Consider the following 14,723-nt stretch of genomic DNA (forward strand, 5'->3'; position numbering starts at 1 on the left):
TTGTAGGAGTAATGAGTAAGGAGTAATGAGTAAGGAGTAATGAGTCAGTATCATTGTGGTTTATTAATATGAAAACCGCTGTAAATTAATGAAGTTTAACATTCAATCAGGTGAACCCGCCCCTAATCATAAAGCAGATTCCACATAATATCATGTCCGGTTGAACAGTGATAATTAAAGCTCGTAGTAGGGCTTTAGCCCTAAGATAGGTATTTATCGGGCTAAAGCCCTACTACAAACAAAAACTTTTTTATCACTAATTATCCGGACATGGTATAACTGGGATTGCTTCGTCATTGCGAGGAACGAAGCATATTATATTGGTGCCTATATAATATAGAAAAAAAATCAGGGTTAAAAGCTTTTCTTCTAAACTTATAACCCCAACAACTCTATTTATGACTTACGCATTACAACGTATTTTCGTCATTGCGACCGATAGGGAAGCAATCTCAAACCCTAGTTTTTCGTACCTAATGCGTAAGTCCTGATATTATTTTTTTTAATTTCAAATCATTTAAGAAATTAGTTAGATTTACGACGGCGAGAAGTTACTAAACCACCTAAGAATAAAGCTAAACCTAACACTGTACTTGGTTCAGGAATGGATGTTGAACCACCTGTTGTACCGCCACCTGTTGTGCCGCCTGTTGTGCCGCCTGTTGTGCCGCCTGTTGTGCCTCCTGTTGTGCCGCCTGTTGTGCCACCAGTTGTGCCGCCTGTTGTGCCTCCTGTTGTGCCTCCTGTTGTGCCTCCTGTTGTGCCTCCTGTTGTGCCGCCTGTTGTGCCTCCTGTTGTGCCGCCTGTTGTGCCTCCTGTTGTGCCGCCGCCTTGAGTCACATAAGAATCACTGCCTCCTGCCTGACCAATACTTCTGATATGGAAGCCTAATCGAATATCACCGGAAGTAAAAGCATTTTCAATATCTGTCAAAGAAGCACCACCAATGTCGTAGGAAATACCAAGGATATCTGCTGCTTCATTAATTCCGTTTTTTGGTGGTCCAGATAAAGTATCCGCAGAAAGGGTAATATCTGCGTCAAAACCAACGTTTTGTCCACCTGGTAAATTACCTGGATTTGTAGTAGTACCTGGATAAATACCAAATTTAGTAAATCCACCAAGACTATTAAATACATTTACTGATCCATTAAACGTTGAAGGATCAGTGTTATCGTCTATGTAAATTTCAGCGATATTAGAAGCAATACCAACGTCATTAGTAAAAGTAAAAAGAACCTCTTCTGCGCCTAATGTAATGTTATAAAGATCGAAAGCGCTGGTAGCATCTAGAACGCTAAAAGATAACTGATCTGATAAATCCTCTACGTTATTAGAAGGTTCAATCCTAGAAAAATCACTAAATGAAAAAGATGCTGCTTGAGCAGCAGGAGCTATAAAAGAAGAAGTTACTGCAACACCAGTAGCCAAAACAGAAGAACCAATTAAAGCAGAAATAGTTTTGTTAATCATGGAAATTACCTTATAAGAAAAATTGCTTGTTTTTTTGTTCACGTTCACACTATAGCCAGAAGTAAAATCTCGCGTCAATCCGTATTCTCACAGAATCCGGAAACTTCATTAAATCTTTACAAAAATCCCTACTTTTATGAAGTTTTGATGAAGTTAATAGAGATAGAAAAATATAATTTTTTTTGAATTGCAAAACTATTTATATAAATCTATATTTCTTACCCCACCCATCAAAATAGCCTAAAATATTGATTATTGAAGGATTTTATTAATTCCTATAAAGTGGTTTTACAATTAGGATGTAGGATAATTAATAATGGCCACTTACACAGAATTATTTACACAAACAATGTTTACACAGTAAGGATTTTAGCTGCGCTCAATGTGTAATTTATTTTGTTTGCCTGCTTATTAGACGTAACAATTATTAAGAAAAATAACCTCTGATAAAGAGCAGTTTTGATGAAGTTGATTAATATAAATAAAATATTAGAAAAATATATGGAGTCAGATATTCTAATTATGAGAAGAACTTAGGTTTATTTGTTAAAAATTTAGGATTGATAATTTACCTAATAAGTACATTAGAGCGGGTTCATTTGACTGAATGTTGATGTATTAATTTGAACGCCGAACCCGCCCCTACTATTGCAATATTTTAGATGTGTCAGTTCACTAGACTAAGCAACTGATTAACAGATGTTCATTAATTGATAATTCAGGACTTATATCATGTTCGGATAATCACTTATAATAAAGTATATGGTTTGTAGTAGGGCTTCAGCCCGAACTGTAGATAGGGCTGAAGCCCTACTACGAACTTTAATTATAATAACTATTTAACCGCAATTCGTAGCTCCCCCGAAGGGGGCACATAATATTACAATATCTTGTAATAGCTCCTACAGTTTCTAAAATTTAAACTGATTTACCAATTCTTGTAAATCCCCCGCTGTTTTAGATAACTCAGTTGCAGACTGTTGGGTTTTAGCGGCGCTATTATTGGTACTTTGTGCTGCTTGTGCCACGCTGGTAATATTACGCGCAATTCCTGATGAACCTTCTGCTGCTTGGTTAACGTTACGGGCAATTTCGTTGGTAGTGGCAGTTTGCTCTTCTACCGCCGAAGCGATCGTATTTTGGATGTCGTTAATTTGATTAATAATAGTGGTAATTTGACCGATCGCTTCTACTGCTCCTTTGGTATCTCCTTGGATAGCTTCAATTTTTTGACTAATATCTTCAGTTGCACTGGCGGTTTGTTTAGCTAATTCTTTAACTTCATTGGCAACTACCGCAAAACCTTTTCCTGCTTCTCCCGCTCTTGCTGCTTCAATGGTGGCATTAAGGGCGAGGAGGTTGGTTTGTTGAGCAATAGAAGTAATGACTTTAATCACATTACCAATTTCTGCACTACTAACTCCTAACTTGCCAATAGTTTCATTAGTAATTTCAGCAGTTTCTACAGCAGTTGTGGCAACTTGAGCAGCATTAGTGGCATTTTTGGCAATTTCTCGGATACTAGCAGTCATTTCTTCTACACCAGTAGCAACTGACTGAGCATTGGCACTAACTTGTTCGGCGGTACTAGAAACTGACTCTGCTTGAGTGGAGGTTTCTTGAGATGCTTGACTCATAGTTTGACTTTCCGACATCATCTCCTCAGAAGACTTAGCAACAGCGATCGCTACTTGGGCAATTTTTTTCACTTGTTCGGTGAGGTTAGCTGCCATTGTATTGACGTTATCTGTCAAATCTTTCCAAACTCCCCTGACATCTTGTACTTTAGCTTGACCTCCTAATTGCCCTGCAACTACTTCTTTGGCAACCCGCGTTACTTCTGATGAGAAGGTATTAAGTTGGTCTACCATTTTATTGAGGGTACTCTTCAGTTCCAGAATTTCTCCTTGCGCTTCTACCGTAATTTTCTGAGTTAAGTCTCCCTGAGCAACAGCCGTAGCAACCTCAGCAATATTTCTCACCTGTAAAGTTAGGTTAGCTGCCATACCATTTACATTATCTGTTAAATCTTTCCAAGTACCACTTACTCCTTTAACTTCAGCTTGACCTCCTAATATTCCTTCGCTTCCCACTTCCTTCGCAACCCGCGTTACTTCTGATGAGAAAGCATTTAGCTGATCTACCATTTTATTCAAGGTAGTCTTAAGTTCCAATATCTCCCCTTGCGCTTCTACTGTAATTTTCTGAGTTAAGTCTCCTTCAGCAACCGCTGTAGCTACTTCTGCAATATTGCGAACTTGGTAAGTCAAGTTCGCTGCCATACCATTTACATTATCTGTTAAATCTTTCCAAGTACCACTTACTCCTTTAACTTCAGCTTGACCTCCTAATATTCCTTCGCTTCCCACTTCCTTCGCAACCCGCGTTACTTCTGATGAGAAAGCATTTAGCTGATCTACCATTTTATTCAAGGTAGTCTTAAGTTCCAATATCTCCCCTTGCGCTTCTACTGTAATTTTCTGAGTTAAGTCTCCTTCAGCAACAGCAGTAGCTACTTCTGCAATATTTCTCACCTGTAAAGTTAGGTTAGCTGCCATACCATTCACATTATCTGTTAAATCTTTCCAGGTTCCTGCAACTCCCTCTACTTCAGCTTGACCTCCTAATGTTCCTTCGCTTCCCACTTCCTTAGCAACTCGCGTTACTTCTCCACTAAAAGCATTTAGTTGATCTACCATTTTATTCAGGGTAGTCTTGAGTTCGAGAATTTCCCCTTGTGCTTCTGCAGTGATCTTTTTACTTAAGTCTCCTTCCGCAACAGCGGTAGCAACCTCGGCAATATTTCTCACCTGTAAAGTTAGGTTAGCTGCCATACCATTCACATTATCTGTTAAATCTTTCCAGGTTCCTGCAACTCCCTCTACTTCAGCTTGACCTCCTAATACTCCTTTGCTTCCTACTTCTTTGGCAACCCGCGTTACTTCCGAGGAGAAAGCATTAAGTCGATCTACCATTTTATTCAAGGTAGTCTTGAGTTCCAATATCTCCCCTTGCGCTTCTGCGGTTATCTTTTTACTTAAGTCTCCTTCGGCAACAGCAGTAGCTACTTCTGCAATATTGCGAACTTGATAAGTTAAGTTAGATGCCATACCATTTACATTATCTGTTAAATCTTTCCAAGTGCCACTTACTCCTTCAACTTGAGCTTGACCTCCTAATATTCCTTCGCTTCCTACTTCTTTGGCAACCCTGGTTACTTCTGATGAAAAAGCATTAAGTTGGTCTACCATTTTATTCAGGGTAGTTTTGAGTTCCAATATCTCCCCTTGAGCATCAACAGTAATTTTCTGATTTAAGTCTCCTTCGGCAACAGCAGTAGCTACTTCAGCAATATTTCTCACCTGTAAAGTTAGGTTCGCTGCCATACCATTCACATTATCTGTTAACTCTTTCCAAGTTCCCGCGACTCCTTTTACTTTCGCTTGACCTCCCAATGTTCCCTCAGTTCCCACTTCTTTGGCAACTCGCGTTACCTCTGAAGCAAAAGTATTGAGACTATCCACCATCAAATTAATAGTATCTTTCAGTCGTTGGAGTTCCCCTCTTGTTTCTACCGTAATTTTCTGAGTTAAGTCTCCCACACTAATAGCTGTAGCAACTTTGGCAATATTCCTCACTTGGTTTGTCAAATTACTGGCCATCTCATTAACATTGTTTGTTAACTCTTTCCAAACACCAGATACTCCTTCAACCTTGGCCTGGACTCCCAATTTACCTTCTGTTCCCACTTCCTGAGCAACCCGCGTTACTTCTGAGGAAAAACTATTAAGTTTGTCCACCATTTGATTAACAATGGTACCAATGTGGTAAAATTCTCCTTTTAAGGATTTTCCTTGCAATTCTAAGTTAATTTTTTTGGACAAATCTCCATTTGCTACTGCTTCTAATACCCGCGAAACTTCCGTAGTGGGTCGCGCCAAATTATTAATCAGTCCATTTACCGCATAAATACTTGATTTCCATGACCCTTTAGATTCTGTCAAACTTGCTCTAGCAGTTAATTCTCCTTCTTCTCCAACTTCAAGACTAATGCGCCGCATTTCTTCGGCAAAGTTTTGATTAATAACTATCATTTCATTAAAGACAATAGCTATTTCTCCTAAGCCATTATTTTCGGGAAGACGCACGGTAAAATCTCCATCTCTAGCAGCTTTAAGAGCAGTTAATAAGGAGTCAAAATTAGGATTATTATTCATATCAATATTAGTTTTTGCTTGAGAAATTGGAGTTGATGAAATTGATTCAGATTCAGATTCAGTTATAGTCTCTTGGGGGTTTTCTGCAGTTGGTTCAGGATGTTCAAAGAAGACCTGACGACCAGGATTTCGTTTTTTAGGAATTGTCATTTCAGTTATCAGTTATCAGTTATCAGTTATCAGCAAATGAAGGAATTAGTAGGAGGCTAGAAATATGGAATTTTCTTTTTCTTTTATCCCCTTAAGAGAGTAGTATTGAAACCTTATTTATTTGGTTTGATTATATAGCAATTTCCACAGTTATGAGGTGAATTTATGATCCCCCTAAATCCCCCTTAAAAAGGGGAAATTTGAAGACTCCCCCCTTTTTTAGGGGGGCGGGGGGGGATCTAAATCTGTACCTCATAGATTAAAGAACTGCTATAATTTTCACCTTTGATTTTCAAATTATTAAAATGACAGACTTATTTTTGAGGAATTTATGGTCAATTTACCTATGATAAATAGTTAGCTATTTCCATATAATTTTTCACAATTTGACTAGTCGGTGAAAAATGAGAAATTGGCATTCCCTCCTGTTGTGAACGATAAACTAAAAGAGATTCTGGGATTTTAAATAGAGGATAAGACATTCTTTTTACTGCCTCCTCAATTTCTTCAGATATACTATTTTTTGATTTTTTTTTCGATTGAGATGAGGTTTTAGATTTTGTATAACGATTCAAAACAACCATAAATCGACTAATTTTATATCTAGTCATGTTCTGAATATCTTGACAATAAATTTGGAATTTTTCTAACGCTTCGAGAGAAAAAATACTACTATCAATAGGAATAACAGCTTCATCTGCTGCTCGTAAACTATTCAGCATAAATAAGCCCGTATCCGATGGTACATCAATTAAAATATAATCATAGTAGGATTTAATCGGAGCTAAAATTCGATTTAAAATTCCGACTTGATCTTTACATTGGTGCATTAAAATAGAAGCTACTGCTAAATTTAATTCTGAGGGAACTAAATGAAGATTTTCTATTTGTGTTTCTACAATTGTCTGAGTAATAGGAACTCCTTGATATTCCTGAAATTGATTTAAGACTACATCATAAATAGAATTTTCTAAACTCTTCTCATCAATTCCCAATCCAGAAGTTGCATTAGCTTGAGGATCAAAATCTACTACTAATACCCGACTTTTTGGATTAATTAAAGTTAAACATCCGGCTATATTTATGCAAATAGTAGTTTTTCCTGTGCCACCTTTTAGGTTGGCAAAGGCAATGGTTTTAGCCATGATTTTTAACTTATAGTATTTCTATATATATTTTTTCTCAAAACAATAATTACTCAACTGGAATACTGCACAAATAGCGGTCAGTTTTTAGGTTTCAGCCAGATTATAATATGTAAAGTTAAAAGAAATAATATTTCCTGATCTTCAATCCTCTCGGTTTTAACCAGAGGTAATTATCAATTATCCATTATCCATTATCAATTAATGAATTTGCTTTTTCAATTGTCACAAAAGTTGCTATAATGAATTGAATACAGAGAAAAAATCAACTTGATCTCAACCCCATAATTCATCAGCATGGGAAGACTTTTGACTTTTGACTTTTGACTTTTGACTTTTGACTTTTGACTTTTTGCCTCCCCCAAAGCAGTTGATTCAATCAATATTATAAGTCAAAGACCTAACACAATTTCTTCCTTCTTCTTTCGCTAAATAAAGTGCTTTATCGGCTTGACTAATTAATTCATCTGCATGTGAATTTATAGTCGGAATAGTTGTTGCCAAACCTAAACTAATAGTGATATATTCATCAACTTTTGAAGCCTCATGGATAATTTTCAAACTATTAACTCCACTGCGAATACTTTCAGCAATATACATGGCTCCAGATTTTTCTGTACTAGGTAATACTACCACAAATTCTTCTCCTCCATAACGAGCAACTAAGTCTGTTGGTCTTTTTAAAGTTTTTTGAATTACCTGAGCCACTTTTTTTAAACAAATATCCCCTTCAGGGTGACCATAAGTATCATTAAATAATTTAAAAAAATCAATATCTATCATTATTAAAGAGATGGGCTGAGATTCGCGGATAGATTTTTGCCAATCTCTTTCTAAAACTGTTTCCCAGCAATAGCGATTAGGAATACCTGTTAAACCATCTGTATTTGATATTTTTAGTAGATGTTGGAGCTTCTCATTTTGTTCCTTAAGCTCATAAGTTCTTTCTCGGACTTCATCAGCTAATTTTTTATTAAAACAACTTAATTCTTGTTCTCTATCCTGTAGTTTTTGCACTAACTGAATTCTTTCCAAGGAATAGCGGATCGAACGAATTAATAATTCTGCGGAAATTTCACTTTTAACTAAATAATCTTGCGCTCCTTTTTGAACTACTTCAACAGAAAAATCGTCATCATGTTTTCCGGTTAAAACAATAATTGGAATATTAGGAGCCATTTCTATCATCTGGGAAATCGTCTCACATCCTTGACTATCAGGTAGTCCTAAATCGAGCAAAACTAGATCAATTTTTTCTTCATTAAGTTGCTTAATGGCTAAGGATAATCTATTACAATGAATTACATTAAAATCCAATGATGAGTTAAATTTCAACAACTCTTTGATCAGAAAAGCATCTCCTGGATTATCCTCTACTAATAAGGTATTTAAATAAGATTTTTGATTGACATGGTTATTGCTAAACATGGTTTTATTCTCATTTGAGATATAAGAAATATTATAAGTTACTATTTGAGTATTTTTATGATGTTGGGACAATAATTGCATAATTTATTATGATTCAACGAAATAAAAACTAGGGTTAAATTAGGATTAAATAATATCACTAATGTTATATATAAACTGTTTTATAAATTATCTAGTCTTTGACCACCAAACAGTTTATTAGGAAATAATACTTATGGCAGCTATAATTTCCAGTTTTCCTATTTAGGATATTTATAGATATTATAATTCTTGCGAATTTTTTCAAAGGTTTATTCACAGAAATAGATATTTAGATACAATTTGTAATATTTTTTAATCAAATGAAACTGTCAGTATTTTCCAATTATTATGGAGTTTATCTAATACCGTTTTACGGAAGTCAAAAGGGAGTGTGTAATTCTGAGGTCTTCATTTCCTGCGGAAACGCTCCGCGAACAGAATGTAAGACGCACTCAAGATAGTTAAAAGTTAAAAGTAAGATTTTATAGGCTCAAAACTTTGACGCTAGAGTAATTTCAGGAAATTATTTCACATTTCAGTATTAAGAAAGTAGTGCAGTCTAAGTGAATGAAATTGGTATGATTTTGTTATATGAAAAAGTTAAGCAGATACACAAAATTAATTATACATTTATACAAGCTGAATTCTTTGCCTTCTGAATATTGATAATTGATAATTAATCCCCAAAGGTTTAAAGCCTTCTATTTCAAGAGAAAAAGCGGTCGTTTAGCTGCGGGACATGAAAAGCGGAGCTTTCCCTAAGATGCGATGGTAAGGAAACCTCACTATAGCAAATCTATCAAGAGAAGAAATTTTGATTTCTTTATATTCAATTCCCTTACGGTTTTAAGAATAGGTAATTATCCATTATCCATTAATGACCTGATATTCTCGACATTGAAACTATAACTTCAATTAACTAATTGGATAAGTTAAAACTACTTAAAATAGAGCAATAAAAAAAATAATGAACATTACTAATAAACTGAGAAATATAATAATTATTCTTTTGATATTTGCTATTTTAAATCTAGGATTAATCTATCAAAAAATCAATGAGATGATAGACGATGAAAGAATTATTAATATTTCCGGAATGGTGAGAGGTGGAGCTCAAAGACTCATCAAAAAAGAGCTGATGGGAAGTAGCACAAATAAAGAAATAATTGTTGAAATTGAGGAGAAGATTCAAGGTTTAATTCATGGTAGCCCAACTTTAAAGATCCCTAAACCAAAAGATCGGACTTTCATCAATGATATGAAAGTAGTGGAACAGAGTTGGATAAAATTAAAGTCAGCTATCGAGATATTTAAACAAGATTCTCAGCAAAAAGATATCCTAATAGAAGCTAGTGAAAACTTCTGGATGGCAGCCGATAAAGCAACATTGACATCTCAAAAATTGGCAGAATCTCAAGTAAAAAGTCTTAAACTTCTTCAGGGATTACTTTTTGGAGTTAACCTGCTTATTTTGGGGGTTATTTCTTTTCAAAGCTATCAAATATCATTGAATATTCTGGCTCGTGAACAAGCAGAGAAAGGAAAGGAAATATCAGAAGCACGGTTCAGAGGTATTGTGGATAATGCTGAGGATGCCATTATTTCTATTGATCAGAATCATCGCATTATTCTCTTTAACCAGGGAGCAGAAAAAATATTTGGCTATGACGTTCAGGAAGTCTTAGGAAAACCCATGAATATACTGCTAGCTCAACATTTGGCTCAGGTTCATACAGGCCATATAGAACAGTTTAGTCACTCAGAGGTGCAAGCACAGGTAATGACTAAACGTCCGAGGGTTTTTGGTTGTCGCAAAGATGGAAGTGAGTTTCCTGCTGAAGTCTCTATTGCTAAGTTGAAGATAAACGATGAAGTTATCTATACTGCTATTCTTCGTGATGTGACTGAGCGTCTTCGCATGCAAGAAAAGTTAGAATACGATGCTTCTCATGATTCACTAACGAATCTTCCTAACCGAGAAATATTTATGAATTGCTTAGAGCGAGCTATTAGTCAAACTAAGCGCAATAAAGAATATTTATTTGCTCTACTTTTCCTTGATCTTGATGATTTCAAAAATATTAATGATAGTTTAGGACATTTAGCTGGTGATGAACTGCTAGTAACTTTTGCCCATCGTTTGCAAATTCTGTTGCGTGCTGGGGACACTTTAGCTCGTTTGGGAGGAGATGAGTTTACGATCCTTTTAGAACCAATCAAGGATATTGAAGACGCGCTCAAGGTTGCCGAGAGAATCCACGCACAATTATTGGCTCCTTTTATTCTTAATAATCAGGAAGTTTTTATTAATACCAGTATTGGTATCACCCTCAGTAAAGATAAGTATAACAAACCAGAAGAAATTCTCCGGGATGCGGATACGGCAATGTATCGTTCTAAAAAATTGGGGAAAGGGGGTTGCATGATTTTTGATGAACAAATGCACCACCTAGCAGTTAATCGGTTGCAATTAGAAACTGAATTAAGAAAGGCTCTAGAACGTCAAGAATTTAGGCTTTACTATCAGCCAATTTTCTCATTAACTACTAATAAGATTTTGGGTTTTGAAGCTTTAATTCGTTGGCAACATCCCCAAAAAGGGTTCATTTCTCCTAGTAAGTTTATTCCTCTAGCAGAAGAAACTGGGTTAATTATTCCTATAGGTTTATGGGTACTAGAAGAAGCTTGTCGTCAACTATCTATTTGGCATCAAAAATTCCCTCATCAAAATTCGCTTACTGCTAGTGTAAATATCTCTAGTCGGCAAATTAGAGACTCAACTATAATAGAAGAAATTGACAGGATTATCAGGGAAACTAATATACCTGCTCAAAGTTTGAAGCAAGAGTTAACTGAAAGCATACTTATGGAAAATATGACCATAGCAACTAACTTTCTCAAGGAGCTTAGACTGAGAGATATTGATGTTTGTTTGGATGATTTTGGCACAGGTTATTCATCTTTGAGTTACTTACATCTGTTTCCTGTTAATGTCTTAAAAATTGACCAATCTTTTGTTAGTCAGATTCAACCAAATGATGAGAAAATAGCTATTATTCGTTCTATCGTTAATTTGGCTCATGATTTGGATATGGATATCATTGCTGAAGGGATTGAAACTAAGTATCAATTGGAAAAACTTAAGGAATTAGGATGCGAAAAAGGACAAGGATATTTGTTCTCAAAACCATTAGAAGCTCAAGCATTAGAAGCTTTATTAATCGGGAATTAGTCTTTATATCATGTCCGGTAGCATCTGTCTTGTATAGGGAAGGTTATTGGAGTTATCAGTTATCAGTGAACCTCCAAGTTTAGTCGGAGGCTTAAAATACTGAGTTATATCAAGTCCGGTAGCATCAGTATTGTAAGTAAGGGTAAGGAAGAAGGAAGAAGTAAGAAGAAAGAAGGCTTAAAAGCTGGAAAAAACTTAAATTTCCTGTACATATTCACCCTAACTTTTACACAAACGATACCAGCGGACATGATATTAAATATTTTTTTATCCACTTAAAAGTGGAGGCTTTAGACCTCCGAATTTGCTAAGGAAGAAGGAAGAAGAAAGAAGCTTTAAGAGAAAGAAAAATCTTACATAAGGTAGGATATTTCCACTTACTCTTAATCTAATTATTTATAGCGTTTCTCAAGCTTATGAAGTACACCTATCTTTAATTTCTTTTTTATTCCCTATTCCCTAAAACCTAGAATTTTGTACCTCATAGCTATGGGGATTGCTATCTATTTATTAATTATGTCCAACCAACTCTACCCATCATCTATAACCTTAAATGTCTTATTAATTGAGGATAATCCAGGAGATGTTTTCCTAATTCTCGAAATGTTAAGATTAGCCAATACAACGAAATTTATTGTAACTCAGGTTGAGCGGTTAGAAGAAGGACTTACACAACTTCAGAAACATAAGTTTGAGGTAATTTTACTGGATTTGAATTTACCCGATAGTCGAGGAATTGAAACAGTTATCTCAATTAACCAACAAGCTCCACATACTCCCATCATTGTACTGACAGTAATTAATAGCAAAGAATTAGGGATAGAAGCGGTTCGGGAAAAAGCACAAGACTTCCTCATCAAAGAACAAGTTAGCACCGCTTTTTTAGTTCGGTCAATTTACTATGCCATTGAACGAAAACACTCAGAAACTGAAATTTTATCACAAAAGCAGCAATTAGAACAACGTATTGCTATACAAATTCAAGAACTAAACCAACTTCAACAAGAACTAAACCACCTTATCCATCAACGTCAAAACATTGAAGAAGAATTACTTTACAATGCTTCCCATGACTCTTTGACAAATTTACAAAATCGTGCTTGGTTTATCGAACAACTATCCCATGTATTAGAAATTGCTAAACGAGATGCAACTTATTTCTTTTCCATATTGCTGATTGATATTAATAGATTTCAGGTCTTAAATGCCAGTTTAGGCTATCCTACTGGAGATCAAATACTCATACAATTCGCTAATTTATTAAAAACTATAATTAGGACTGAAGATTCTGTCGCCCGTTGTGGAGGAGATGAATTTGCTATCTTAGTAGAAAATAGCAAATCTTGTGAGGAAGGAATTCGTCTAGCTCAACGCATTCAAGAAACATTACAATCTCCTTTTCACTTTGATCAACAAGAAGTAATTATCTCGGTTAGTATTGGCATTGTTTGTGATTGTAATGTTTATGAAAGTGGTGAAAATATTTTACGGGATGCTCATTTAGCAATGAGAGAAGCTAAAGAAAGTAGTCAAGTTGATTATGCTATTTTCAACCAAGATATCCACTCTTATACTCTCAAGAGATTAGAGTTGGAACAGGATTTACAACAAAGCTTCAAACGTCAAGAATTTCTCTTGTATTATCAGCCAATTATATCTTTAACAAACCAAAAATTTGTTGGTTTTGAAACATTACTTCGTTGGCAACATACTCAAAAAGGTTTTATTTCTCCAGGGCAGTTTATTCCTATCGCTGAAGAAACAGGATTAATCGTTGAAATTGATGATTGGGTATTCACAAACGCTTGTCTGCAATTAAAAGCTTGGCAGGAAAATTTTCCACAAGCAAGAGATATTGTCCTCAGTATTAATTTATCTGCAAGACAACTCAATGATTCAAGTTTAACGAATAAAATTCAGCAGATTTTGACAAAAACACAAGTTAGTGGGAAAAATATCAAGTTAGAAATTACAGAAACTACTTTGATGGAAAATGCGGTTAAAGCAGTTGAGATTTTATCCGAGTTACAACAATTGAATATTAAGTTAAGTATGGATGATTTTGGCACAGGTTATTCTTCTTTGAGTTATTTACAAAGGTTGCCTCTAAATAGTTTAAAAATTGACCGTTCTTTTGTGAATCAAATGGATAACTCTCAGGAAGATTTAGAAATTGTGCGTGCTATTATTAGCCTAGCACATACATTAGAAATGGAATTAATTGCTGAAGGAATAGAGACTGCTGCACAATTAGATATTCTTCAATCCCTTGGTTGTGAATATGGACAAGGATATTTTTTATCTTATCCCTTAAAGGTAGAAGATGCGACTGCTTATTTTGAGTAATATTAGTTTGATAAATTTTGGCTACAAATATTTAGGTTACTGTTTAGGAGTCAGGAGACAGGAGTCAGGAGTCAGGAGTTAGGAGGGAAGAGAATTTAGAAATATTTGCTAATAGCTGAAGATGAAACATTTTTTTATACCAAATTAAGATCCCCCCGCCCCCCTTAAAAAGCTATGCTTTATAACCTACATTCCGCACGACAAAACGTAGTATAGAAGAAGGAGTCAGGAGACAGGAGACAGGAGACAGAATTCAGGAGAAAATCATAGCTGCCACGATCGATTACTTGATCGAGCAAGTATTTATGCTTAATTATGTACTGGGAATTTGATGAAGAAACAGTAATTGAGATAATTTGCATAGTATAAATACTTACTAAGCTATGGAATTTTAGACTAATTTTCATGTTACAAATTGAAGTGCGGAATGTGGGTTATAAACATCTTTCTTAACATAAAATTTCACACGCATAGAGAAGTTATGTATTTGCTATTCAATGCAGATTTCAGGAGAGTAAACCTATTTAATTAGAGGTTTTTCTCCCCCCACCTACCCATCTCCCTATCAGAAAAGAGTTTTAGAAGTTCCTTATAAGGGATAGCTTAAAAAGGGGGGAGTCTTCAAAGTCCCCTTTTTTAAGGGGGATTTAGGGGGATCTTCATTAATTGATAATTGATAATGGATAATTGATAATTACCTCTGGTTAAAAC

Annotated in this window: 6 protein-coding genes; 2 read left to right on the forward strand and 4 right to left on the reverse strand. The window is 35.3% G+C overall.

Going from position 1 to position 14,723, the window contains the following annotated elements; all coding sequences use genetic code 11:
• Positions 1-525 precede the first annotated feature (525 nt).
• The 4 genes from ACP6PL_RS19315 to ACP6PL_RS19330 all read right to left on the reverse strand — a co-directional run bounded on the left by ACP6PL_RS19315 (position 526) and on the right by ACP6PL_RS19330 (position 8,413).
• Positions 526-1,473 carry a PEP-CTERM sorting domain-containing protein gene (locus ACP6PL_RS19315; RefSeq protein ID WP_426546902.1) on the reverse strand — a complete coding sequence of 316 codons (948 nt, stop codon included), beginning with the start codon at positions 1,471-1,473 and terminating at the stop codon, positions 526-528.
• 911 nt (positions 1,474-2,384) lie between these two features.
• Positions 2,385-5,840, reverse strand: coding sequence for a HAMP domain-containing protein (locus ACP6PL_RS19320; RefSeq protein WP_426546903.1), 3,456 nt, complete (start codon positions 5,838-5,840; stop codon positions 2,385-2,387).
• A 344-nt stretch (positions 5,841-6,184) separates the two neighbouring features.
• Positions 6,185-6,985, reverse strand: a complete 801-nt coding sequence (locus tag ACP6PL_RS19325) for a ParA family protein (protein ID WP_426546904.1) — start codon at positions 6,983-6,985, stop codon at positions 6,185-6,187.
• A 375-nt stretch (positions 6,986-7,360) separates the two neighbouring features.
• Entirely contained in the window at positions 7,361-8,413 is a 1,053-nt protein-coding gene (locus ACP6PL_RS19330; protein ID WP_426546905.1) for a GGDEF domain-containing response regulator, read from the reverse strand.
• Between the two features lie 988 nt (positions 8,414-9,401).
• On the opposite strand from ACP6PL_RS19330, the gene ACP6PL_RS19335 reads away from it, so the two are divergent.
• Both ACP6PL_RS19335 and ACP6PL_RS19340 read left to right on the forward strand, forming a co-directional pair.
• The gene (locus tag ACP6PL_RS19335; RefSeq protein WP_426546906.1) at positions 9,402-11,666 is read left to right on the forward strand and encodes a putative bifunctional diguanylate cyclase/phosphodiesterase; all 2,265 of its coding nucleotides are present in this window, start codon (positions 9,402-9,404) and stop codon (positions 11,664-11,666) included.
• A gap of 516 nt (positions 11,667-12,182) precedes the next feature.
• Positions 12,183-14,012: a putative bifunctional diguanylate cyclase/phosphodiesterase gene (locus ACP6PL_RS19340; protein ID WP_426546907.1), complete on the forward strand. Its 1,830-nt coding sequence runs from the start codon at positions 12,183-12,185 to the stop codon at positions 14,010-14,012.
• Positions 14,013-14,723 lie beyond the last annotated feature (711 nt).

This window comes from Dapis purpurea BLCC-M126 (genome assembly GCF_050015975.1).
In the GTDB taxonomy this organism is placed as follows: Bacteria; Cyanobacteriota; Cyanobacteriia; order Cyanobacteriales; family Microcoleaceae; genus Trichodesmium.